Annotated in this window: 21 protein-coding genes; 13 read left to right on the forward strand and 8 right to left on the reverse strand. The window is 60.7% G+C overall.

What is annotated here, in order from left to right:
- Window positions 1–71 precede the first annotated feature (71 nt).
- Together Q8K09_RS16370 and Q8K09_RS16375 are read right to left on the reverse strand one after the other, a co-directional pair.
- Window positions 72–1442, reverse strand: a complete 1371-nt coding sequence (locus Q8K09_RS16370) for a DUF1329 domain-containing protein (RefSeq protein WP_305256053.1) — start codon at window positions 1440–1442, stop codon at window positions 72–74.
- Between the two features lie 28 nt (window positions 1443–1470).
- On the reverse strand, window positions 1471–3237 hold the full coding sequence (locus Q8K09_RS16375; RefSeq protein WP_305256054.1) for a DUF1302 domain-containing protein: 1767 nt from the start codon (window positions 3235–3237) through the stop codon (window positions 1471–1473).
- Window positions 3238–3500: 263 nt separating this feature from the next.
- On the opposite strand from Q8K09_RS16375, the gene Q8K09_RS16380 reads away from it, so the two are divergent.
- From Q8K09_RS16380 to gcvT, 6 genes are all read left to right on the forward strand, one after another.
- Complete coding sequence (locus Q8K09_RS16380; RefSeq protein ID WP_305256055.1) at window positions 3501–4907, forward strand: FAD-binding oxidoreductase; 1407 nt, start codon at window positions 3501–3503, stop codon at window positions 4905–4907.
- Window positions 4908–5263: 356 nt separating this feature from the next.
- Entirely contained in the window at window positions 5264–5647 is a 384-nt protein-coding gene (gcvH, locus tag Q8K09_RS16385) for a glycine cleavage system protein GcvH (RefSeq protein WP_305256056.1), read from the forward strand.
- A 9-nt stretch (window positions 5648–5656) separates the two neighbouring features.
- Complete coding sequence (gcvP, locus tag Q8K09_RS16390; RefSeq protein WP_305256057.1) at window positions 5657–8512, forward strand: aminomethyl-transferring glycine dehydrogenase; 2856 nt, start codon at window positions 5657–5659, stop codon at window positions 8510–8512.
- Between the two features lie 226 nt (window positions 8513–8738).
- Window positions 8739–9992: a serine hydroxymethyltransferase gene (glyA, locus tag Q8K09_RS16395; protein ID WP_305256058.1), complete on the forward strand. Its 1254-nt coding sequence runs from the start codon at window positions 8739–8741 to the stop codon at window positions 9990–9992.
- 115 nt (window positions 9993–10107) lie between these two features.
- Window positions 10108–11484 (forward strand): L-serine ammonia-lyase, encoded by a 1377-nt coding sequence (locus Q8K09_RS16400; RefSeq protein WP_305256059.1) that lies wholly within the window; start codon window positions 10108–10110, stop codon window positions 11482–11484.
- A 98-nt stretch (window positions 11485–11582) separates the two neighbouring features.
- Window positions 11583–12704, forward strand: a complete 1122-nt coding sequence (gcvT, locus tag Q8K09_RS16405; RefSeq protein WP_305256060.1) for a glycine cleavage system aminomethyltransferase GcvT — start codon at window positions 11583–11585, stop codon at window positions 12702–12704.
- Window positions 12705–12752: 48 nt separating this feature from the next.
- Here gcvT and Q8K09_RS16410 read toward each other — a convergent pair whose 3' ends face one another.
- A complete protein-coding gene (locus Q8K09_RS16410; RefSeq protein WP_305256061.1) occupies window positions 12753–13886 on the reverse strand; it encodes a M14-type cytosolic carboxypeptidase in 1134 nt (377 codons plus the stop codon).
- A gap of 298 nt (window positions 13887–14184) precedes the next feature.
- On the opposite strand from Q8K09_RS16410, the gene Q8K09_RS16415 reads away from it, so the two are divergent.
- From Q8K09_RS16415 to Q8K09_RS16435, 5 genes are all read left to right on the forward strand, one after another.
- Window positions 14185–14742: a tetratricopeptide repeat protein gene (locus Q8K09_RS16415; protein ID WP_305256062.1), complete on the forward strand. Its 558-nt coding sequence runs from the start codon at window positions 14185–14187 to the stop codon at window positions 14740–14742.
- A gap of 38 nt (window positions 14743–14780) precedes the next feature.
- The gene (locus Q8K09_RS16420; RefSeq protein WP_305256063.1) at window positions 14781–14954 is read left to right on the forward strand and encodes a hypothetical protein; all 174 of its coding nucleotides are present in this window, start codon (window positions 14781–14783) and stop codon (window positions 14952–14954) included.
- Window positions 14955–15155: 201 nt separating this feature from the next.
- Window positions 15156–16067, forward strand: coding sequence for a DMT family transporter (locus Q8K09_RS16425; RefSeq protein WP_305256064.1), 912 nt, complete (start codon window positions 15156–15158; stop codon window positions 16065–16067).
- A 120-nt stretch (window positions 16068–16187) separates the two neighbouring features.
- A complete protein-coding gene (locus tag Q8K09_RS21345) occupies window positions 16188–16349 on the forward strand; it encodes a hypothetical protein (RefSeq protein ID WP_370869554.1) in 162 nt (53 codons plus the stop codon).
- A gap of 444 nt (window positions 16350–16793) precedes the next feature.
- Window positions 16794–17006, forward strand: coding sequence for a hypothetical protein (locus tag Q8K09_RS16435; protein ID WP_305256065.1), 213 nt, complete (start codon window positions 16794–16796; stop codon window positions 17004–17006).
- Between the two features lie 49 nt (window positions 17007–17055).
- Here the strand turns inward: Q8K09_RS16435 and Q8K09_RS16440 are convergent, their stop codons facing one another.
- A complete protein-coding gene (locus tag Q8K09_RS16440) occupies window positions 17056–18528 on the reverse strand; it encodes a helicase HerA-like domain-containing protein (RefSeq protein WP_305256066.1) in 1473 nt (490 codons plus the stop codon).
- A 128-nt stretch (window positions 18529–18656) separates the two neighbouring features.
- Here Q8K09_RS16440 and Q8K09_RS16445 point away from each other — a divergent pair, with 128 nt between their 5' ends.
- The gene (locus tag Q8K09_RS16445; RefSeq protein ID WP_305256068.1) at window positions 18657–20534 is read left to right on the forward strand and encodes a methyl-accepting chemotaxis protein; all 1878 of its coding nucleotides are present in this window, start codon (window positions 18657–18659) and stop codon (window positions 20532–20534) included.
- Window positions 20535–20678: 144 nt separating this feature from the next.
- Here the strand turns inward: Q8K09_RS16445 and Q8K09_RS16450 are convergent, their stop codons facing one another.
- The 3 genes from Q8K09_RS16450 to purU are packed head-to-tail and all read right to left on the reverse strand — an operon-like array spanning window position 20679 to window position 22221.
- Complete coding sequence (locus Q8K09_RS16450; RefSeq protein WP_305256069.1) at window positions 20679–20861, reverse strand: hypothetical protein; 183 nt, start codon at window positions 20859–20861, stop codon at window positions 20679–20681.
- 36 nt (window positions 20862–20897) lie between these two features.
- Window positions 20898–21323, reverse strand: coding sequence for a CBS domain-containing protein (locus tag Q8K09_RS16455; protein WP_305256070.1), 426 nt, complete (start codon window positions 21321–21323; stop codon window positions 20898–20900).
- Between the two features lie 46 nt (window positions 21324–21369).
- Window positions 21370–22221, reverse strand: a complete 852-nt coding sequence (gene purU / locus Q8K09_RS16460; RefSeq protein ID WP_305256071.1) for a formyltetrahydrofolate deformylase — start codon at window positions 22219–22221, stop codon at window positions 21370–21372.
- A gap of 341 nt (window positions 22222–22562) precedes the next feature.
- Between purU and mvaT the strand changes: the two genes are divergently transcribed.
- The gene (mvaT, locus tag Q8K09_RS16465; RefSeq protein WP_305256072.1) at window positions 22563–22940 is read left to right on the forward strand and encodes a histone-like nucleoid-structuring protein MvaT; all 378 of its coding nucleotides are present in this window, start codon (window positions 22563–22565) and stop codon (window positions 22938–22940) included.
- A 287-nt stretch (window positions 22941–23227) separates the two neighbouring features.
- Here mvaT and sbcB read toward each other — a convergent pair whose 3' ends face one another.
- Window positions 23228–24658 (reverse strand): exodeoxyribonuclease I, encoded by a 1431-nt coding sequence (gene sbcB, locus Q8K09_RS16470; protein WP_305256073.1) that lies wholly within the window; start codon window positions 24656–24658, stop codon window positions 23228–23230.
- Window positions 24659–24822: the final 164 nt, after the last annotated feature.

A 24822-nucleotide genomic window follows, 5' to 3' on the forward strand; every position in this document is an offset into this window, starting at 1 on the left:
GCTGATAAGCCACGATAAAAAAGGCGGCCCGCAGGCCGCCCGATCAAAGTACCGCGATGCTGTTATTGGCCTTAACGCACGCCGGAGCTGCGCAGGGCAGCCGGGGTGTAGTCGGCGGCACTGGCCTTGAAGCCGAAGGCGTAAGCCGATTTCTCTTCGTTCTTCATGCCCAAAGCCAGGTAGCGACCGGCGACGATGTCGTACAACGCCTCAAGGGTGTAACTCGGCACTTGGTGGTTGTAGTAGTTCTGCGCATGCCCTTCGGCGACGCGCCACAGTTGACCTCGACCGTCGTAGTGATCGACCAGGGCCAACTGCCAGGTATCCTCGTCGAAATACATATGACGCTTGGCGTAGATGTGCCGCTCGCCAGACTTCAGCGTGGCTTCCACTTCCCAGACCCGGTGCAGCTCGTAACGCGTCAGGTCCTGGTTGATATGCCCGGCCTTGATCACGTCATCGTACTTGAGTGCCGGCGAGTCGAGCTGGTAGCTGTTGTAGGGAATGTACATCTCCTTCTTGCCTACCAGTTTCCAGTCGTAACGATCTGGCGCCCCGGAGAACAGGTCGAAGTTGTCCGCCGTACGCATGCCGTCAGCGGCAGTGCCCGGCCCGTCGTAAGCCACCTGTGGTGCGCGGCGTACCCGGCGCTGGCCGGCGTTGTAGATCCACGCCAGGCGTGGTTCCTTGACCTGATCGATGGTCTCGTGAACCAGCAGCACGTTACCCGCCAGGCGCGAAGGTGCGGTTACCCGCTGCTTGAAGTACAGCAGCACGTTGGCGGCCTTGGCCGGATCGACATCGGGCATGTCGGAGGGGAAAGCAACCTCATCCTCGAACTTGACCATACTGTAGGAGCCGCCGGTCTGTGGCGTCGCCTGGGTGATCCAGCGGCGCACGTTGCCGCCGCGGTAACGGGTGATATGGTTCCACACCACCTCAACCCCAGTCTTGGGAATCGGGAAGGCGTAGTAACGGCTGTCGCTGAAGTTCTGCAGGCCGTTACCACCGTCGATGCTGCTGGTATTGAGTGCGCTCTGCTTGGCCGCCGCATAGATCGCCGCAGGCACGGCAGCAGTGCGGTGGGTCGTATAGACCGGGATCTTGTAACTGTCGGCATAGCGCTTGAACATCGCCATCTGCCCCGCGGACAGCTTGTCCTGGTACTGCGCGGCATTGGCGGCGGTAATCGTGAACAGCGGCTGCTCACCCGCGAACGGGTCAGCGAGGAAGCCCTTGCCGTCGACCGCGCCAGCAGTGGTCGACAGACCGCCGGTCCAGGCCGGGATGCTGCCGTCGGCGTTGCCGGCCATTTCCGCGCCCAGCGGGGTCAGGCTGGTGCCCAGTTGTGCGGCCTCCTGTTCAGAGACCGCCGCCATCACGCTACTGGCCAGCAAGGTCAGCACCAGCGCTCCGGTTTGCAGGATTCTTGTAGTTTTCATTATGTACGGATCCTTTGCGCGTCGTTGATCAGAAGTTCATACCGAAACTCAGGGCGACGAAGTCGCGGTCGGTAGTGGTGTTGTAATCGCCATCAAAGAAGTCGGTGTAACTGAGGCTGGCGTTATAGGTGTTCTGGTAATCGGCGCCAAGGGCGAGGCTGACAGCCTTGCTGCCTTCGTTGAAGTTCGGCCCAAAACCGTCGACGTCATGCGACCAGGCGATGCTCGGCGTCAGGTTGACCCCGGCAATCACGTTCGCGTAGTCGGCGCTGGCGCGCAGGCGATAACCCCACGAACTGCTGGTGTAGAAGCCCTCACCCTGGCACTCGTCCGGGTTGGCCGCGTTGAATGCGCCACACACGCCAGGCGCGCTGAACTCGCCGGCGCCGTAGATTGGGTCGCGGCCAAAACGCAGCTCGCTAGGGTCGTCCTTGATACCGCCAATGTGGTTGTAAGCGACTTCACCGAGCAGGGTCAGACGGCTGGCACCGAGCACCCGGTCAATGAACTGCACGGCGGTGACCTGGGCCTGGGTGAACGGCTTGCGTTCGTAACCGTGGATGTCGGCGCTGGCGACGTTCTGCGCGTGACCGGACTCGAATACCGGGTTGAACGGCAGCCCCAGAGCACCGAAGGACAGGTCGGTGGAGTTGATTTGCATCGGCATGTTCGGCCGGTGGCTGACTTCGCCAGACAATGCGGTGCCGCCGACATTGGTCTGGAAGCTCATGCCGTAGAGGCGGATATCCTCCGGGTATTCAATGAAGTAGCGCGCATTCGGCGCACCTGGGATGAAACTTGCGAAGTTCGGCGTGGTGGTGCGGATGGTGCTGAATACCGGGCCGCGACTGTGATAGTTCATCGCATAGAGGCCGAACTCGGTGTCGTTGAGCGACTCGGCGAACCAGCGCAAGGCCACGCCATACTGGCCGCTGTCGCGCGCATCGCGGTCGCCGGCACGCGGGATATAAGCGTTGTCGGCAAACGAGTTGGTCGACTCGCCAGGCGGCAGATCGGCGCCGAATACCGCGAGCCGGTCTTCGCAGCCATCAGCCAACACATCGGCGCTGGAGAAGAAGGTGCCGCAGTTGTCCACCACGGTCTGATCCCACTCCAACTGATAGAAGGCTTCCATGCTCAGCGAGTTGGTCAGGCTCTGCGAGACATAGAGCATATTGACCGGAATCAGGCCTTCCTTGATCTCCGCACCGGGACGGCGGAACGCGGCCACATCGACCGGATTGATCGAGTTGATGCTGTTACCGATGAAGGTGCTCTCACCCCAACTGACCACCTGCTTGCCGACTCGCACACTGCCGGGCAGGTCACCAATGCTGTAGTTGTGGTAGATGAACGCATCGAGAATCTGCGCGCCGGAGGCCTGCGCCGCTTCCTTGCGATTGTGATCGTCGATGTCATAGAACTGCCGGCTTTCATCTTTGGTTTCGAAGTCGTACCAATAATTGCCACGAATAAAGATCCCAGTGTCGCCGTACTTCAATTCAAGGTCGTGGATACCCTTGAAGATCTTCGAGAAGGTCTCGCCCTTCTTGAAGTTCAAGCGCCCGTCGTCCGAGGTCCGCGAGGAAGCCTTGCCGCCACTGGCGACCGAAACGAACTCTGGGTCGGCAGCGCGAACGCCCCAGCTGGCGCCGACCGACAGCGCAGAGTCGAACTGCGCTTCGAGCCCGCCGACATTGAAAGTGATCGCCTGGACCGGCGCGACACAGCCCAGAGCGACGGCAACTGCCAGTGCGCACGGCTGGAAGCTTGCATGCCTTGTTTTTGTTGTCATGCGGCTCTCCTGGAAAGCATGGTTTCGTGTTGAAGCTCCACGCTACCCAGCACCATCCTTGCGGATAAGCGCCCGAAAGAGGGATTCGTCCTGTCGCCCGAAAGAGTGAATACACCTCTACTGCGCAGCATTGCCGCCACGCCATGAACCGTCCCAATGGCTCGTCATAGCGCCGGTGAATGGCGCCAGCAAACGCGCACCTCGGGACAAAGCGTTGTGCGCCGGCTAGGCTGGCGGCACATGCCCGCATGAGGAAAGATCCGATGTCGCTACAACCGCGCATCAGCCTGTGGATGGATCAACTCGCTTCACCCCTGACGCCGCGCCCGGCCCTGCAGGGCCGTCAGGAGGTCGACGTAGCGATCATCGGCGCCGGTTACACCGGGTTGTGGACGGCCTATTACCTCAAGCGCCAGGCGCCTGAACTGCGCATCGCCGTGGTCGAGGCCGAGTACGCCGGCTTCGGCGCCTCCGGGCGCAACGGCGGTTGGCTGATGGGCAACCTGCTCGGCGAAGATCGTCTGCTCGCCGGCCTGCCTGCGGAACAGCGACGGGCCGCCTTCGACCTGCTGCACGGCATCCCCGACGAAGTGGCCGAGGTGCTGCAACGTGAAGGCATCGCCTGCGACTATCGCAAGGGCGGTGTGCTGTATTGCGCGGCGCGCTACCCGGAACAGGCGCGACGCCTGCGTACCTGGCTCGACTCGCTGCATGGCGAAGGCCTGAGCGAAGCTGACTACCGCTGGTTGGCACCGCAAGAGCTGAGCCAACAGCTGCGCATCAACAACCCACTCGGCGCCATCCACAGCCCGCATTGCGCGACCATTCAACCGGCAAGGCTGGTGCGCGGCCTGGCCCAGGCAGTCGAACGCCTGGGCGTGCAACTGTTCGAGCAGAGCCGCGTGACGCATTGGCAACCGGGCCTGCTGCGCACCGCCCAGGGTGAACTGCACGCCGACTGGGTGGTGCCTGCAGTTGAAGGCTACGCCGCCGAACTGCCGCTGCTGCGCCGCTATCAACTGCCGGTGCAAAGTCTGCTGATCGCCACCGAACCACTGTCGACCAGCCAGTGGGACGAGATCGGCCTCGAACGCGGCCAGGCCTTCAGCGAATTCAGCCGCCAGGTCACCTACGGCCAGCGCAGCGCTGACGACCGCCTGGTATTCGGCGCCCGTGGTGGTTACCGCTTCGCCGGCAAGCTGCGGCAGAACTTTGACCTGAACGCCGAGGAAGTCGGCCTGCGCCGCTACCTGTTCGGCGAGTTGTTCCCGCAATTGCGCAACGCCCGGATCAGCCATGGCTGGGGCGGCAACCTCGGCATGGCGCGGCGCTTCCAACCGCACATGTTGCTCGACCGCAGCAACCGCATCGCCCTCGCCGGCGGCTACGGCGGTGAAGGTGTCGGCGCCAGCAACCTCGGCGGGCGCACCCTGGCCGACCTGATCCTCGGCCGCAACAGCCCGTTGACCGCGCAACCCTGGGTGCTTGGCGAACGTCCGCTGTCGGCGCTCAAGGTCTGGGAGCCGGAACCCTGCCGCTGGCTCGGCTACAGCGCCATCATGCGCAGCTTCAGTCATGAGGACCGGGTGCTCGCCAATCCGCACAGCGCCCCCTGGCGTCGTGCTCTGGCCAGCAAGCTGGCGGACTTCATGGAAAGCCTGATGCGCTGAGCCGCGAGTGAGCTCATGGGCGGCTACCAGGGACTCACTTCAACGCAACACCAAATGTATTGATTTCAATACATCGTAACGAAATCCACACAAGTGCGACACCCACCTGCCAACCCGCGACATCACAGGCTTTGCTGGGTCATTTCAGTAGCAACCCGCAACAGCCGTATCGAATTCAATACAAGGCAGTTATTCACAAGCCTGCTTTAAAAATCATAAGTCGTTGTTTTTATTGATAAAAATAACAATGGCACCGCACTTGCTATGGTCTCTAGCTAAATGCTCGCTGCCTTGCACGAGCACCTTGTTCATCGCCCGCACAAGAAAGGGCGAGTCTGACTACTTGAGGAATTCACATGAGCGAGTTGCGTTTTACCGTCGAACACGAATGGCTGCGTCAGGACGCCGATGGCATGGTCACCGTGGGCATCACTGCCTACGCTCAGGAAGCCTTGGGTGACGTGGTGTTCGTGCAACTGCCAGACCTGCAGAACTACGCCGAAGGCGCAGAAGTCGCGGTGCTGGAATCGGTAAAAGCAGCCAGCAACATCGCCATGCCGCTGGACGGCGAAGTGCTCGAAGTCAACGCCGAGCTCGAAGCCAGCCCGGAACTGGTCAACGAAGATCCGCTGGGCCAGGGCTGGTTCTTCCGCTTCCGCCCAACTGATGCCAGCGCCATTGCTGCCCTGCTCGACCAGGCTGCCTACGAGCGCCTGCTCAACGCCAACGCTGACGCCTGAGAGAGTAAAATGACCGATCTGACCACCCAGAACGAATTTATCGCTCGGCATATTGGCCCACGCGATGCTGATACCTCGGCCATGCTCAACGCGCTCGGGTTCGACTCCCTTGACGCCCTGACCGCCAGTGTGATCCCCGAAACCATCAAGGGCACCAGCGTACTCGGGCAAACCCCGGGCCTGTCCGAAGCCGATGCCCTGGCCAAGATCAAAGCCATCGCGGGTAAAAATCAGCAGCTCAAGACCTACATCGGCCAGGGTTACTACGGCACCCACACGCCGAGCCCGATCCTGCGCAACCTGCTGGAAAACCCGGCCTGGTACACCGCCTACACCCCTTACCAGCCAGAGATCTCCCAGGGTCGTCTGGAGTCGCTGCTGAACTTCCAGACTCTGATCATCGACCTCACCGGCCTGTCGATCGCCAACGCATCCTTGCTCGACGAAGCCACCGCCGCCGCCGAAGCCATGACCTTCTGCAAGCGCCTGTCGAAGAACAAGGCCAGCAACGCCTTCTTCGCCTCCGCGCATTGCCACCCGCAAACCCTCGACGTGCTGCGCACCCGCGCCGAACCGCTGGGTATTGAGGTAGTAGTCGGCGACGAAAGCACCATCACTGACGCCAGCGCCTACTTCGGTGCGCTGCTGCAGTACCCAGCAAGCAATGGCGACATCTTCGACTACCGCGCGCTGGTCGAGCGTTTCCACGCCGCCAATGCATTGGTCGCCGTAGCCGCTGACCTGCTGGCCCTGACCCTGCTCACTCCGCCGGGCGAGTTCGGTGCCGACGTGGCCCTGGGCAGCGCCCAGCGCTTTGGTGTGCCGCTGGGCTTCGGCGGCCCGCATGCCGCCTATTTCGCCACCCGCGATGCATTCAAGCGCGACATGCCAGGCCGCCTGGTCGGCATGTCAGTCGACCGCTTCGGCAAGCCGGCCCTGCGCCTGGCCATGCAAACCCGCGAGCAACATATCCGCCGCGAGAAGGCCACCAGTAACATCTGTACCGCTCAGGTATTGCTGGCCAACATCGCCAGCATGTACGCCGTGTACCACGGCCCGCAGGGCCTGAGCGCAATCGCCAAGCGGATTCATCTGCTGACCGCGATCTTCGCCCAGGGCCTGGCCAAACTCGGCCTGAGCGTCGAACAAACCCACTTCTTCGACACCCTCAGCATTGCCACTGGCGAGCGCACCGCGCAACTGCACCAGCAGGCACGCGCGATGGGCATCAACCTGCGCGAGATCGATGGTGAACGCCTCGGCCTGTCGCTGGACGAAACCACCGACCAGGCTGCCGTCGAGCACCTCTGGGAAGTCTTCGCCGAGCCGGGCAACAGCTTGCCAAGCTTCGCTGAGCTGGCTGCCAACATCGCCACGCACCTGCCGCAAGGCCTGCTGCGTCAGTCGGCAATCCTGCAGCACGAGGTGTTCAACCGTTACCACAGCGAAACCGAGCTGATGCGCTACCTGCGCAAGCTGGCCGACAAGGACCTGGCGCTGGATCGCAGCATGATTCCGCTGGGTTCCTGCACCATGAAGCTCAACGCCGCCAGCGAGATGATCCCGGTAACCTGGGCCGAGTTCGGCAACCTGCACCCCTTCGCCCCGGCCGCACAGAGCCAGGGTTACCAGCAGCTGACCGACGAACTGGAGGCCATGCTCTGCGCGGCCACCGGTTACGACGGTATCTCCCTGCAGCCGAACGCCGGCTCCCAGGGCGAGTACGCCGGCCTGCTGGCTATCCGCGCGTACCACCAGAGCCGCGGCGACGATCAGCGCGATATCTGCCTGATCCCGTCCTCGGCCCACGGCACCAACCCGGCGACCGCCAGCATGGCCGGTATGCGCGTGGTGGTGACCGCCTGTGACGCCCGTGGCAACGTCGATATCGACGACCTGCGCGCCAAGGCTGAAGAACACAAGGAGCGCCTCGCCGCGCTGATGATCACCTACCCGTCGACCCACGGTGTGTTCGAGGAAGGCATCCGCGAGATCGCCCAGATCGTCCACGACAACGGCGGCCAGGTGTACATCGACGGCGCCAACATGAACGCCATGGTCGGCCTCTGTGCGCCAGGCAAGTTCGGCGGCGACGTTTCGCACCTGAACCTGCACAAGACCTTCTGCATCCCGCATGGCGGTGGTGGCCCAGGCGTCGGCCCGATTGGGGTCAAAGCCCACCTGATTCCGTTCCTGCCCGGCCACGCCAACATGGCGCGTAAAGAGGGTGCCGTCAGCGCCGCGCCGTTCGGCAGCGCCAGCATTCTGCCGATCACCTGGATGTACATCAGCATGATGGGCGGCGAAGGCCTCAAGCGTGCATCGCAGGTGGCCATCCTCAATGCCAACTACATCGCCCGCCGTCTCGAAGAGCACTACCCGGTGCTCTACAGCGGTGAAGGCGGCCTGGTGGCGCATGAGTGCATTCTGGATATCCGTACGATCAAGGACAGCAGCGGCATCAGCGTCGACGACGTGGCCAAGCGCCTGATCGACTTCGGCTTCCATGCCCCGACCATGTCCTTCCCGGTGGCCGGCACCCTGATGATCGAGCCGACCGAAAGCGAATCCAAGGAAGAACTGGACCGCTTCTGTGACGCTATGATCGCCATCCGCGAGGAAATCCGTGCGGTCGAAAGTGGCGAACTGGATGCCAACGACAACCCGCTGAAGAACGCCCCGCACACCGCCCTGGAACTGGTCGGCGAGTGGACCCACGCCTACAGCCGCGAGCAGGCGGTGTACCCGGTTGCCAGCTTGATCGATGGCAAGTACTGGCCACCGGTTGGCCGCGTGGACAACGTGTTCGGCGACCGTAACCTGATCTGCGCTTGCCCGTCGATCGAGGCGTATCAGGAAGCCTAAGGCGCTAAAAAACGTAGGATGGGTTAGCGGCGCAGAACGCTGTTCGCGCCGCCAATACCATCCTTGCGCGCCGCGTAACCCATCGATGGCGAGCGCGGCCTACGCAATGATGGGTATCGCTTCGCTCAACCCATCCTACGACTTTGTTTACCCAAAATTTTCGACTCACCCCTACCCGGGGCGGGTAAGTTGCACCCGACAAGAACAATAACCGAGGATTCTCACCATGTTTAGCAAGCACGATCAACTGCAAGGCTACGATGACGCCCTGCTCGCTGCGATCAACGCCGAAGAGCAGCGTCAGGAAGACCATATCGAGCTGATCGCCTCGGAAAACTATTGCAGCCAGCGCGTCATGCAGGCGCAGGGCAGCGGCCTGACCAACAAGTACGCTGAAGGCTACCCAGGCAAGCGCTACTACGGCGGCTGCGAGTATGTCGACAAGGTCGAAACGCTGGCCATCGAGCGCGCCAAGCAGCTGTTCGGCGCGGACTACGCCAATGTGCAGCCACACTCCGGCTCTTCCGCCCACAGCGCCGTATACCTGGCGCTGCTGAATGCTGGCGACACCCTGCTCGGCATGAGCCTGGCCCACGGTGGCCATCTGACCCACGGCGCCAAGGTCTCCTCCTCCGGCAAGCTGTACAACGCCGTGCAGTACGGCATCGACGAGAACGGCCTGATCGATTACGCCGAGGTCGAACGCCTGGCCGTCGAGCACCAGCCGAAGATGATCGTTGCCGGTTTCAGCGCCTATTCGCGCACCCTGGATTTTGCCCGCTTCCGCGAAATTGCCGATAAGGTCGGCGCCCTATTGTTCGTCGATATGGCCCATGTCGCCGGCCTGGTTGCCGCCGGCCTGTATCCCAACCCGATCCCCTTTGCCGATGTGGTCACCACCACCACCCACAAGACATTGCGCGGCCCGCGCGGCGGCCTGATCCTGGCCCGCGCCAACCCGGAGATCGAGAAGAAGCTCAACTCCGCAGTATTCCCCGGCAGCCAGGGCGGCCCGCTGATGCATGTGATCGCGGCCAAGGCCGTGTGCTTCAAGGAAGCGCTGGAGCCGGGCTTCAAGGCCTACCAGCAGCAGGTAATCGATAACGCCAGGACCATGGCAGACGTGTTCGTCGGCCGCGGTTTCGAGGTGGTTTCCGGCGGCACCGACAACCACTTGATGCTGATCAGCCTGGTCAAGCAGGGCCTGACCGGCAAGGCCGCCGATGCGGCGCTGGGCGCGGCGCATATCACGGTGAACAAGAACGCCGTGCCGAACGACCCGCAGTCGCCGTTTGTCACCTCGGGCATCCGCATCGGCACCCCGGCGGTGACCAGTCGCGGCTTCAAGCAAGGCGAGTGCCGCGAACTGGCCGGCTGGATCTGCGACATCCTCGATGCGCTGGATAACACCGACGTCAGCGAACGCGTTCGTGGCCAGGTCAGCGACCTTTGCGCGACTTTCCCGGTCTACGCTAAATAAGACGCCGGTTTAAGCCAACGGTAGGAGCGAGCCATGCTCGCGATGCCCTGCTGGATGCAGGCGCAGGCATCGCTCGCGCCTGCATCACGATGGCTGACTTGCCCATGGAGATCACATGTCACTTAGCGTTTTTGACCTTTTCAAAATCGGTATCGGCCCGTCCAGTTCGCACACGGTCGGGCCAATGCTCGCCGCCGCCCGCTTTGCCGAAGGCCTGCGCCGCGACGACCTGCTGACGAGCACCGAGTCGGTAAGAGTCGAGCTGTACGGCTCGCTTGGCGCCACTGGCAAAGGTCACGGCAGCGACAAGGCAGTACTGCTCGGCCTCGAAGGCGACCTGCCGGACAGCGTCGACATCGACAGCATCGCCGCACGCCTGGCGGCCCTGCGTGAGACCGGCCAGCTGCAACTGCTCGGCGAAAAACCGATCCGCTTCGTCGAAAAAGAACACCTGGCCATGATCCGCAAACCGCTGGAGTTCCACCCCAACGGTATGATCTTCCGCGCACTCGATGCTGCCGGCCTGCAGATCCGTGCCCGCGAGTACTACTCGGTGGGCGGCGGTTTCGTGGTCGATGAAGACGCCGCCGGCGCCGACCGCATCGTCGAAGACCAGACCGCACTGGCCTACCCCTTCACCACCGGCAAGCAATTGCTCGCCCACTGCGCCGAACAGCAACTGTCGATCAGCCAGCTGATGCTGGCCAACGAAGCCGCCTGGCGCCCGGAAGCCGAAACCCGCGCGCGCCTGCTGCATATCTGGCAAGTGATGCAGGATTGCGTCACAGCCGGTTGCCGCAACGAAGGCATCATGCCCGGCGGACTCAAGGTCAAACGCCGCGCCGCCGCCCTGCACCGCCAACTGTGCCAGCACCCGGAAGCCGCCTTGCGTGACGCCTTGAGCGTACTCGACTGGGTCAACCTCTATGCCCTGGCGGTGAACGAGGAAAATGCCAGCGGCGGCCGCGTGGTGACCGCCCCAACCAACGGTGCGGCCGGCATCGTGCCAGCGGTGCTGCACTACTACACGCGCTTCATCCCCGGCGCCAACGACGATGGCGTGGTGCGCTTTCTGCTTACGGCCGCCGCCATCGGCATCCTCTACAAAGAAAACGCCTCGATCTCCGGCGCCGAAGTCGGCTGCCAGGGCGAGGTCGGCGTGGCCTGCTCGATGGCTGCTGGCGCCCTGTGCGAAGTGCTCGGCGGCAGCGTCAACCAGGTCGAAAACGCCGCCGAAATCGGCATGGAACACAACCTCGGTTTGACCTGCGACCCGATCGGCGGCCTGGTTCAGGTACCCTGCATCGAACGCAACGCCATGGGCTCGGTGAAGGCGATCAACGCCGCGCGTATAGCCCTGCGCGGCGATGGCCAGCACTTCGTATCGCTGGATAAGGTGATCCGCACCATGCGCCAGACCGGCGCCGACATGAAGAGTAAATACAAGGAAACCTCACGCGGCGGCCTGGCGGTAAATATTGTCGAGTGCTGAGTACCTTGGGTGTGCGGGCCGTCTGAGCTGCGCCCCCCATCTGACACACGTATTGATCACGACCCGGTGCGCATGGCGCACCCTACCGGAGAGATTGCATGACCACTGAAACCCTCGCCAAAACCCCGTTACACGCTCTGCACCTGGAACTGGGCGCACGCATGGTGCCGTTTGCCGGCTATGACATGCCGGTGCAGTACCCGCTCGGCGTAATGAAAGAACACCTGCACACCCGCGAAGCCGCCGGTCTGTTCGACGTCTCGCACATGGGCCAGATCATCCTGCGCGGCCCGCAAGCGGCCCAGGCCCTGGAGCGCCTGGTGCCGGTCGACATCATCGACCTGCCGGTCGGCATGCAGCGCTACGCCATGTTCACCGACGACCAGGGCGGTATTCTCGATGACCTGATGGTCGCCAACCTCGGCAACGACACCCTGTTTCTGGTGGTCAACGCCGGCTGCAAGCACCAGGACCTGATGCACCTGCAACTGCAGATCGCCAGCCAGTGCCAGGTCGAGTCCTGCTTCGACCGCGCCCTGCTCGCCCTGCAAGGCCCGAAAGCCGTCGAGGTGCTGGCGCGTCTGGCGCCAGAAGTAGCCAAGATGACCTTCATGCAGTTCGCCCCGGTACGCCTGCTGGGTGTCGACTGCTACGTCAGCCGCTCCGGCTACACCGGCGAAGATGGCTATGAAATCTCGGTACCGGCCGCACACGCCGAAACCCTGGCGCGCAGCCTGCTGGCCGAACCGGAAGTCGCGGCCATCGGCCTCGGCGCGCGCGACTCGCTGCGCCTGGAAGCCGGCCTGTGCCTGTATGGCCACGACATGAGCACCAGCACCACGCCGATAGAGGCCGGCCTGCTGTGGGCCATCTCCAAGCCCCGTCGCGCCGATGGTGCGCGCGCTGGCGGCTTCCCCGGCGCCGAGCGGATCTTCGCCCAGCAACAACAAGGCGTCGCCAGCAAGCGCGTCGGCCTGCTGCCGCAGGAGCGCGTCCCGGTGCGTGAAGGCGCGGAAATCGTCGATGCCGACGGCACTGTGATCGGCACGGTATGCAGCGGCGGCTTCGGCCCAACCCTGGCTGCCCCGGTAGCCATGGGCTATGTGCAGAGCAGCCATATGGCCATCGACACCCCGGTCTGGGCCATGGTGCGCGGCAAGCGCGTGGCAATGAAAGTGGCCAAGACCCCGTTCGTGCCGCAGCGTTACTACCGCGGTTAAAACGACAGAGGCGGACAAGGCAAACTACCTTGTCCGCCAACGGCTTGATTAGTCGCGCAACCCACCCACCATCGCCGCCGTCACGCTCAGCACATCCTTGCCCAACTGCATCGAGCGCTGGCCGTTCCAGCCGGTGACGGCATTGGGCCTGTCATCGTGGTCCTTGAACGGCATTTCGATGGTGAACGACAGGCAGTCGAATTCCAGGCCGACCGCGTTGCACGCCAGGGTGATGTTGGCCTGCCCGGGCTGGTCACGCGCATAGCCGAACGCAGTCTGGAACTCGGCGCCGATGCCGACCAGGCGGCGGCGGAACTCCTCCTCCAGCTGCGCCAGGCGCTGGCTGTAACCGGGGTTGCCTTCGCAGCCTGCGGTGAAGACGTGGGGGATTTCCTCATCGCCGTGGATATCGAGAAACAGGTCAACACCGATCTGGCGCATCTGCTGCTGGACGAAAAACACCTCGGGCGTCTCGCTCGCGCTGGCTGCTTGCCAGGCGCGATTGAGGTCCTTGCCGGCGGCGTTGGTGCGCAGGTGGCCACGGAAGGCGCCATCCGGGTTCATGTTCGGCACCAGGTAAAGATCAGCCTGTTGCAGCAGAGCATTCAGTTCGGCGTCGTCACGGTTCTGCAGGCGCTCGATCAGGCCCTCCATAAACCATTCGGCCATGTGCTCGCCGGGGTGCTGCTGGGCGATGATCCAGATCTTGCGCAACGCGTTCGGGTTGCGACTGACGCGCAGTAACTGGATGTCGCGACCTTCGATACTTTTACCCGTGGCGAACAGTTCCGCGCCGGCCTTGCTCTGCGCCTGCTCGATCAGCCCGTCATGCCGCGCTCGGCTGTAGGGCTCGAAGTAGGCGAACCAGACCTGGGCCCGGCTCGGCTCGATGGTAAAGTCGAGCGCGCCGTTCTCGAAGCAGCTGGACACGCGAAACCAATTGATCTGGTCGTAAGAGGCAACGGCGTTGTAGCCGACCCAGGCATTGCTGTAGGCGGACTCGCCGGCGTTGGTCAGGCTGAAGCCGTAACGCTGGCCCGGGGTCAAGCCGTCGACGTTGAAGTGGAACCACTGGAAGTGATAGCTGTTGAGATCGTGGCGCATAGCCAGCAGCATCCGTTGCGGGTTGCTGGCATCGATGACCTCGATATTGCCGCTGTCGAAGTTGCAGCTGATGTTCATGGGTACCTCAACGGTTTGATGATGGTGTTGCTCGCCTGCCTATAAGCATCGCAGCGCGGCCAGCCTAGGAAAACCACCAGAGGCGACGAACAGATATGTATTCTGCCGGGATTGGCGCGCCTGACGAAGCCCGCCGCGCAACTTGTGCTCACTCGCGGGGTCTTCTGCTGCGCAGTCAGCTCAAGTGGCCGCGCCAGAGACTAGACAAGTAGCCAATTACGCTTGAGCAACCAACATTCCTGGCAAGCCCGAATACAGGCAGTCTGGCGCTAGCCACCCGCATACAGAAGGAATGACCATGACAACTCAGCAATGGGCCGGCACAAAACTATTCGCCCTCGTGTGTGCAGTGTTGCTGCTGGGCGGTTGTGCCAGTCAGCAACCGAGTGCGGCCAGTGCGCCGCAGACAGAAACACCCGCGGCCGACGAAGCAGCGGTCGAGAGCGCAGACGCGACCCTGGCAAAGCTGCGCAGCCAAGCCAATCGCGGTGACCTCGACTGTCAGTTCCAGTTGGGCAGTTCCTACTTCGTCGGCAAACCGGCGAAAGACCTCAAGCAAGCTGAGTATTGGTGGCAGCAAGCTGCCGACAAGGGCCACGCCATGGCGGCGGTCAGCCTGGCCTACCTGTACACCGGTCGCGACAATCCGGATTTCGCCAACCCGCAGCGCATGCTCAAGTACCTCAACCAGTCCGCCGCCGGCGGCAACCCGATGGCCCAGCACATCCTCGGCAACCTCTACCTGCGTGGCGAACAAGGCGTACCGCTCGACGCCAATCAGGCCAGACGCCTATTCCAGAGCGCCTGCCAGCAGAATTATGAGGTCAGCTGCACAGCGTTGAGCAGATTGCCCTGAAGCTGTCGCTGCTGCGCCAGCAGTTACGGGCCGGGCGGTTGACGGCGATCACCTCCTTGGGCAGCGACCCGGTACACTTCGCCAGGCTGATCCTGACCAGCCTGGATATCCGCCTGATGACTACGCGGGGGCGCGCGCTGCTATTGTTCGACGCGCCAAGCTCAGCCGTAAAGCGTCAGCAAGGCACTGCCGCCCTGTTTCTGGCGCTGTAAGAACCTGCTCACAATCTGTTGCGCGCCTGCCCCGCCGCATTAAAACGGGTTTCGCGAGCCGCTGGCTGTTACTCGCATAGCGCCTTGCATGGCTCCAGTTCGCGAGATTGTGCACAGGCTATAGACCGCATCACTGCGTCACAATCCCCCTGGAGCCGCCGGCCTGGCAGCTCCTTGTCTTGCAAGGACAGAACCGTCTCCATGCCAGCTGCCACACCCTTCCCCCGGCATATTGCCGCCTTGATCCTGGCCGTCCTGGCCTGCTCCTTCGCCGGCAACCATATTGCAGCGCGTATCGCTTTCGACCATGACACCGGCCTGCTGTTGGCCATGCTCAGCCGTTCCGGAGTGACCCTGCTGGCGCTCGCCGCCCTGGTGCTGTGGCGCGGTGAATCGCTGAAAATGCGCCGTCAGACTTGGGGCTGGCAGTTGATGATGGGCCTGCTGATCGCGGTACAGAGCTTCTGCATTTACTCGGCGGTGGCGCGGATCCCGGTGGCCCTGGCATTGCTGGTGGTTAACCTGGCCCCCATCCTGCTGGCGCTACTAACCTGGGCCTTGGGCGGGCCGCGGCCAACCCGCCGCGCCGCCTGGTTGATGGGGCTGATCCTGCTGGGGCTGGTGTTTGTGCTGGACCTGCCACAGCAGCTATCCAACCCGGCCGCAATCGATCGGCGCTGGGTCGAAGGGGTATTGTTCGGCCTGACGGGTGCCGCCGCATTTGCCGGCGCCCTATGGATCACCGAGCACCGGCTCCGCGGCATGCCAGGCACGGTACGTAGCATGCTGACCATGCTGGTGGTGTTCGCCGCGGCGGCCCTGGCAGGGGCTGGCGGCATGCTGCCAGGAGGAATGAACCTGCCCAATGCCACGGCAGGCTGGATCGCTCTGGGCTGCCTGGTGCTGCTCTATGGGGTGGCGTTTTCCACGCTGTTTATCCTGGTTACCCGCCTGGACATCGGGCGCAATGCCCCGGTGATGAATATGGAACCAGTAGCCGGCCTGCTGTTCGGCTGGCTGATTCTCGATCAGTTGCTCAATGGCCTGCAGATGTTAGGCGGTTTGCTGGTAGTCAGCGGCATCGTCCTGCTGGCCTACAGACGGCAGCCGTAGGAGAAACGCCGTGAACTGCCAACCGACTGGAATGCTGAATGCCAGATTATTCAGGAAGATGCCGGCTACCAACTCGACTGTTGCAGCGATAGCCCGTATTACTTGCTCTATTGTCCAACCATGCAGAGCCCAACCGAACAGCACTTCTTCTGTTTCGAGCCGGTCACCCATCCGGTCAATGCCCATCACCTGCCTGATCATCCTGGCCTGCGTTTACTGCGTCACGGACAATCCACCAGCCTGCACTTCGGCCTGCAGTACCGGCCACTGAATCACCGTTGAATACCTGCCTGAGGCACTATCGAGCGCTGACGTGAACACAACGGCCATATGCACTGTCTGAACAGACACCTATTCGTCAACCGCCTACCGGGGCTGCCAACTCTAGACTTTTAAGCGGCATTGGCCATACTTGTATTCGACCGTGCGCAATTGATAACGTGTAAGCACCCGCTTAATCAAGGCAAGTGCTTACTTCAAGAGAACGTTGTCTCACACGCCACAATCCGAGACTGTTCGACAGGTGCATTTGCCATTGCCGCAGCCAATAGATCGATGACCGTAGCAGCAAGCAATTGTGAACATATCTTATCTATTGTGATCGCCACCAGGTGCCTGCTGTAGAGGTTGCGCCCGGGGGCTGGTCTCGCAATAGCGCTCGATACTGTCACAACCGCTGAGGCCAATGTTGTCATCGCACGACTTTCCAAGACTATGGGTAATCACGTGACCAAAGACGAACTGCGCGCCGAGCTTGAGCGCCAGGCGCAGCGTTACAAGGATGAACAAGGCGGAGAAATCTTTACTTACGCCGCTCAACCGGATCCCGAGCGCAAGCCCTGGCGCAAGAAGGCTAGCCTTCTTGACCAAGCATTTGAGAAAGAAATCGAGAAAATCGAAAAAGACCTGCACGCCAAACCTGACGAACACGGCGGCTGAGTTATTCCTGCAGAACGTATAGCGCTCTGCAGAAATAACTGGCGAGGCGCTATCGCCCCTTGCCGCCTAATAACGATCCCAGCAAACCGCGCACCAACTGCCGACCAAGTTGATTGGCAGCTTGGCGCACGGCACTTTTCACCACCTGGCCGGCAAGGCCGCCCAACATGTCACCGATGCCGCCTGCAGGGCTTGTAGTGGATTGCTGCTGCGCCGCCTGGGCAGTGGCTTGGGCAGCACGGGCATTAAGCAACTCATAAGCCGATTCACGATCAATCGGCTTATCGTAGCGCCCGGCCAGCGGTGACTGGCGAATCAAGTCGGCACGCTCACTCTCGCTCAACGGGCCGATGCGCGACTGGGGCGGCGCGATGGCCACGTGCTGAACCATGGCCGGTGTACCTTTCTCTTCCAGGGTACCGACCAGAGCCTCGCCGATGCCCAGTTCGGTGAGGGTTGCCAAGGCATTAATCGCCGGATTGGGACGAAAACCATCGGCTACCGCGCGCAGGGATTTCTGCTCCCGAGTAGTGAAGGCGCGCAAGCCGTGCTGAATACGCAGGCCAAGCTGAGCCAGCACACTGTCGGGTAAATCACTGGGCGATTGGGTGACGAAATACACGCCGACGCCTTTCGAGCGAATCAAGCGAACCACCTGTTCCAGGCGCTCCTGCAGGGCTTTCGGGGTACCGGCGAACAGCAGATGCGCCTCATCGAAGAACAGCGCCAGCAGCGGCTTGTCGGCATCGCCTCGCTCCGGTAACTGCTCGAATAACTCGGCCAATAGCCACAACAGGAAGGTCGCGTAGACTTTCGGCGCCTCATGCACCAGACGACTGGCGTCGAGCAGATGAATCCGTCCGCGACCGTCGCGATCCGGCCGCAGAATGTCCTCCAACTGCAGAGAAGGCTCGCCGAACAACGCCTCGGCGCCCTGCTGTTCGAGGCTGGACAGGCGCCGCAGCAGGGCCTGCGAAGACGTGCTGGTGAACAGCGCGCTGTCTTCGCCGAGCACAGCCGGATTGCTCTTCAGGTAGGCCAGCAGGGCTTTCAGGTCTTTCAAATCGAGCAGCAGCAATCCTTCGCGGTCCGCCACCTTGAACGCCGCATAAAGCGCGGCCTGCTGGCTGTCGGTCAGCTCCAGCAACGCCCCGAGCAACAACGGCCCCATCTCACTGAGGGTGGTACGCAGCGGATGACCACTCTGGCCATGGATATCCCAGAGCGTAACCGGATAGGCCGTCGGCCGATGCGCAAGCCAGGGCATGCTGGCGATCCGCTCGGCCACCTTGCCTTGCGGTGCGCCAACAGCGCCGAGCCCGCTCAGGTCGCCTTTCACGTCCGCAGCGAACACCGCTACACCGGCATCGCTGAATTGCTCAACCAGACGCTGCAAGGTCACCGTCTTACCGGTACCAGTAGCTCCAGCCACCAGACCATGCCGATTGGCCAGGCGCAAAAGCTGCCCGACAGGTTGACCGCCGAGATCGGCACCAAGAACCAACTGGGTTGCTACACGCATTTATATGTCCCTTGAGTTAAAGCTTTGCTCACGCCATGCCGACATAATTACTAACGCTGCCTAGACAGCGCTGCCTGTGCCGTGCACCAGCCAAGACTGGTCCCTGACATTACCGGACGCAAGAAACCATGAATAATAACTTGAAGTTCAGTCACAAGATTCTACTGGCCGCATCGCTGGTGGTGATCGCCGCGTTTTCGCTGTTTACCCTGTACAACGACTACCTGCAGCGCAAGGCCATTCGTGACAACCTGGAAAGTTATTTGCATGAGATGGGTAGCGTTACGGCCACTAATATTTCCAGCTGGTTATCGGGACGAATCTTGCTGGTGGAAAGCGTAGCTGAGTCCCTGACCCGAGATTCAACAAACCCTTTCTTAACCAACTTGCTTGAGCAAAAAACACTCAACTCTGCATTCGAATTCATCTACTTAGGCGCAGCTGATGGAAGCTTTACCATGCGTCCAGACAGTAAAATGCCTGATGGTTACGACCCACGTAAACGCCCGTGGTACACAGATGCGATGACCGCTGGAGGAACGACGTTAACTGAACCCTACATTGATGCTGCAACAAATGTATTGATTCTCTCGATCGCCACACCGGCTAAAACTGCAGGTGTGGTCGGCGGCGACCTAAGCTTGAATGCGATGATTGATATCATCAACTCGCTAGACTTTGCCGGCATGGGCTATGCCTTCCTGGTCAGTGCTGACGGCAAAGTTCTGGTTCACCCCGACAAATCGCTGGTAATGAAGAATCTCAGCGAAATCTACCCGCAAAACACACCACGCATCAGTGGCGACTTCAGTGAGACCACACTGGATGGAGACACTCGAATTCTTACCTTTGCGCCAGTCGAGGGTTTGCCCTCTGTTAAGTGGCACGTCGGCCTGTCGATCGACAAGGGGAAAGCCTACTCGATGCTCAGCGAGTTCCGCGCCTCGGCCATAGTGGCCACGCTGATCGCGGTGGTGCTGATCATCCTCCTGCTGAGCATGCTGATCCGCGTCCTGATGAAGCCGCTGACCGTGATGGGCAAAACCATGCAGGACATCGCCCAGGGTGAGGGCGACCTGACCAAACGCCTGGCGATTCAGTCCAATGACGAATTCGGCGCTTTGGCCAAAGCCTTCAACCAGTTTGTCGAGCGGATACACGGTTCGATCCGCGAAGTGTCCTCGGCCACCAGCCAGGTCAATGAAGTGGCAAAGCTGGTGGTCAACGCCTCTAACTCTTCGATGATCAATTCCGACGAACAAGCCAGCCGTACCAACAGCGTAGCCGCCGCCATCAATGAGCTGGGTGCTGCAGCCCAGGAAATTGCGCGTAACGCCGCAGACGCCTCGACTCAGGCCTCCGATGCCCGGCAGCAGGCCGAAGATGGGCGCCATGTGGTGGAGAAAACCATCCATGCGATGAACGATCTGTCCAGCAAGATCCGTACGTCCTGCGGCCACATCGAAACCCTGAATGGCAAGACGGTGAACATCGGCCAGATCCTTGAGGTGATCAAGAGCATCTCCCAGCAAACCAACCTACTGGCACTCAATGCTGCCATCGAAGCCGCCCGCGCAGGCGAAGCAGGTCGCGGCTTCGCTGTAGTCGCAGACGAGGTGCGTAACCTGGCCCACCGTACCCAGGAGTCAGCTCAGGAAATCGAGAAGATGATCGAGGAGCTGCAGGTCGGTTCCCGTGAGTCGGTCACCACCATGACCGAGAGCCAGCGCTACAGTGAAGAAAGCGTGATAATTGCCAACCAGGCCGGCGAACGCCTGAACAGCGTAACCCTGCGTATCGGCGAGATCGATGGCATGAACCAATCGGTAGCCACCGCCACCGAAGAACAAACCTCGGTGATCGAATCGCTCAACGTCGATATCACCGAAATCAACACCCTCAACCAGGAAGGCGTGGAAAACCTCAATGCCACTCTGCGCGCCTGCGGTGATCTCGAGCAACAGGCTTCCAGGCTCAAGCAGCTGGTCGACAGCTTCCGCATTTAACTGCCCGCGCAATGCAAACGGGGCACTCAATGAGTGCCCCGTTTTTTTCGGCTATGTACCCGCTGGATATTCAGCTGTCTGCCGGGCTTCGCTGCCCGCACCAACCTAGGACTTATCGCCTCACAGCACACGGTACATAGCCTTTTATTTCGGCTTGTCGCGATCAGCCGCCTGCTTATCCCGTTCCAGCTGCCGCCACAACTCGGCGGCCTCGGCAAACTCGGCACCATCCTCGGGGCCAAGGGCCTGCGGATCGTAACGCTGGGTACAGCCCTCACCCACAACGGGCGGGGCGGTGGCGGTGGCGCGCGCAAGCGGATCATTCATCCCATCGCCCTCCGGCTCAGCGTCTGGCTGGACAGCTCAACTAACCAACAAACGACCTTCATCGTGCTGGGCGAACTCCTTGACCGCGCGCAGCACGTCGCTGCGGCTGACCTGGCCAACCAGGCGACCATCCTCGACCACCGGCAGACGCCGCCGACGGCCGCGCAAAAAGCATTCGGAAACCTCGATGATATCGGCCTCAGGCGAGATGATTTCTACCTCAGTGGTCATATAAGCACTGACGTCACCCCCTGCCGACTCGTAATAAGCGCCGGAAAGAATACCGCGCAAACAATCGCCCTCGGACAACAGGCCGACCAGATGCCCCTGCCCGTCAACCACCGGCGCGCCAGAGATACGGTGTTCCAATAAACGGTTGATCGCTGTAAACAAATTCATTTCGGGACGAAAGGTCACCAGATTGCGGGTCATGTAATCGCGCACTTTGACGGACTTGAGCATCAGCAAACTCCTTTGTCATGCACTAAACCAGCCCACGATCAACAACTCAGTCAAATACCACTGTCTTGTTATCGTGCACCAGTACTCTGTCTTCTAAGTGATAGCGCAGACCGCGGGACAACACCATCTTTTCCACATCTTTACCCAGACGCACCATCTCTTCAATGCTGTCGCGATGGCTGACCCGCACCACATCCTGCTCAATGATCGGCCCGGCATCCAGCTCTTCGGTGACATAGTGCGAAGTGGCCCCGATCAGCTTGACCCCGCGCAACGAGGCCTGGTGGTAAGGCTTGGCGCCAACGAACGACGGCAGGAAGCTGTGATGAATATTGATCACCCGCTGGGCGAAGTCGCGACACAGCTGCGCAGGCAGAATCTGCATGTAACGCGCCAGCACAATGACATCAGCGGCATGCGCATTGACCAACCGCTCCACTTCATCAAACGCCACCTGCTTGTTCTGCGGCTCGACCGGCACATGAAAATAAGGAATGTCGTGCCACTCAACCATGCTGCGCAAATCGTCATGGTTGGAAATCACGCACGCAATATCGCAGTCCAGTTCATTACTGTGCCAACGGTGCAACAAGTCAGCGAGGCAATGCGACTCGCGACTGGCCATCAATACCACACGTTTTTTCGCGGCCGAATCGGTGACTCGCCACTCCATGGAAAACTCACGGGCGATTGGCGCAAACGCCTGGTGAAACCCTTGCAGATCGAACGGCAACGAATCGGCACGAATCTCGTGCCGCATGAAGAACCAACCGCTTTGATTATCCGAGTGATGACTCGCCTCGGTGATCCAGCCGTTATAGGTGGCCAAAAAGTTACTGACCTTGGCCACGATACCAACGCGGTCCGGACAGGCTATAACCAGCCGAAAAGTACGCATGGAAAACTCCAGAGAAATCGCAAAAGTCAGTCATTCTAGCCACAGCGAGAGAAAACTGCAGTATTCATCAAGCCTACTCCAGCAGGCCAAGGCAGCAAACCAATTGGCTTCGCCCTGGCCGCGCTAGGCCATATGCGTTGACTGAAGATAATCATCTGGCGAGCAGCTCAAGGGCGCAATCAAGACATAATGACGGCCAGCTCTTGGCAATATCACGACCACGGATTTAAATATTATTCACTAATCCGAAGCAAATTCTTGCAAAGCGGTTTACTTGTCAAAAGTGCCTGACTATTATCACTGCAACTTTGCCACCGCCTACTCAGAACAAGGTAAGTCTAATGTCGCTAATCAACGAATACCGCGCTACCGAAGAAGCCATCAAAGAGCTGCAGGAGCGCCTGAAAAATCTGTCGCAAGACGACAAGCTGAAAAAAGAACTGGAATTCGAAGGCAAACTGCGGGTTCTGATGGGTGAATATCAGAAGTCCCTGCGTGACATCATCGCCATGCTCGACCCGGATGCCAAAGTCAGCAAGGTGCCGCGCGCCGGCGTTAAGACCACTGGGGTCAAGCGTGCCCGCAAAGTTAAGCAGTACAAAAACCCGAACACCGGTGAAGTGATCGAAACCAAAGGTGGCAACCACAAGACCCTGAAAGAGTGGAAAGCCAAGTGGGGCGGCGATGTTGTTGAAAGCTGGGTCACCTTGCTGGACTAAGCCATACGTTTGAATCACCCATTCAGCGTACAAAAACGCCAGCCATGCTGGCGTTTTTTATGTGCCCTGAATTCATACCTGAAAAATATATATGCTGGCGGTAATACGCGGAGTGGCTTCAAGGCGCTCACCGCCCATATGGCATAGCCGCTCAAGCAAGTCTGGTCATGGGCCTTTGACCGCAGGCGCAAAGCAGACGCTTGAGCATGCGCCTTTCAGCGCAATGCGCTGCAGGCCCGCGCGCCAACCTACCCACTGCTGCAATAGCTAACAGGTACACAGCTAATTTAAAGGCTATAACGCAAGCGCAACTGCTGCGCGTAGTTGCTCCATTCAGTCAGCATCGCCTGTTGTTCGGGCGTGGCCGCCGCGAATAATTCACCAAGTGCCTGATCAAACGCCGCCAAGGTATTGGGCGCACCACACTCGGGACGGGTTAACCGCTGCTGACAAAACATCACCCAGCGCTGTTGCTCTGCTGCGTCCAGGCTGGACGAAAAGTTGCGCGCACGATAACGAAACAACAACTCAGGTAACCGTGCGTCATCGAACGGCAAGACAGTAGTGGCTAACTGCGCAGGCTCGGCACTGCGTACCTGCTCACACAAGCGACGATCACGATCACCAATAAAACCGTCATACAGCTGCTGCTCGGGATCCTCGCTGGGTGCAAAACCTTCTTCGCCATATATCTGGGCGAGCTTATCGTGCCATTGTGCCTGGGCTGCAACCAGTTGATCGGCGTGCTGCAAAGGACTGTTCATGTCCAACTGCAAACGCTCAATATCTTCGCCACGCAGCACATTTAATGGCGCCAGCACCGGGCAACGATTGATATGGAGCAACTTCAACGGTACCGGTAATTCGCCCTCGCCCAGTTGCTCGCGGCGGGTGTATAGGCGCCGACGCAAGGACTCAGCATCCTCATTGAGCAACGGCGTCGGATCGGCATGCAAGTCGCAAACAATAAGTGCATTGCGATTACGCGGGTGCCAGGCCAGCGGCAACACCTGCGCCAGATAATGTCGCGTACCGGCGAAGCGCCCGGAAATATGCACCAGCGGTTGTAACAAACGAATCTGCTTGAGTACCTGCTGCTTGCTGCGCATTTGATAGAGGTAGTTGTACAGCTTGGGCTGTTTACTACGGATCAGCCGCGCCAAGGCAATAGTCGCGCGCACATCGGATAAAGCGTCGTGGGCCTGGCCGTGCTCAATGCCGTTGGCGACGGTCAGGCGCTCCAACTTGAGGCTGACGCGACCCTCTTCTTGCGGCCAGACAATGCCCTCTGGGCGCAAGGCATAGGCAGCGCGTACCAGGTCAATCAGGTCCCAGCGACTGTTGCCACCTTGCCACTCGCGGGCATAGGGGTCGTAAAAATTACGGTACAGGCTGTAGCGGGTGACTTCATCGTCAAAACGCAAGCTGTTGTAACCGACACCGCACGTACCCGGCTGCATCATTTCGGCATGCACGCGGGCCATGAACTCAGCCTCACTCACGCCTTTTGCCGCGAGCTGACTGGGCGTGATACCCGTTATGAGGCAAGCAGCCGGATGCGGCAGGATGTCGTCGCTGGGCTGACAGTAGATATTCAGCGGCTCGCCGATTTCGTTGAGGTCTTCGTCGGTGCGAACCCCGGCGACTTGCAGCGGGCGGTCGCGGCGCGGATCGATACCGGTGGTTTCGTAGTCGTACCAGAACAGACTGGAGGTCACGGCGGCTTCCTATGGGCAATGGACGACGCCAGTCTAGCAGCCTGTAAGACATGGTCGTCCGTGGCGAGGTAAGGCGGGCACCGATTGCCCCCTCAAACGCAGTTTGCATGCACAGCAGTTGCTTAGCCGTCAGCCGCTGGCTAGCATCGGGGTTTATTCAGCGC

Origin of the sequence: Pseudomonas sp. (genome assembly GCF_030683065.1) — a bacterium.
Classification (GTDB): Bacteria; Pseudomonadota; Gammaproteobacteria; order Pseudomonadales; family Pseudomonadaceae; genus Aquipseudomonas.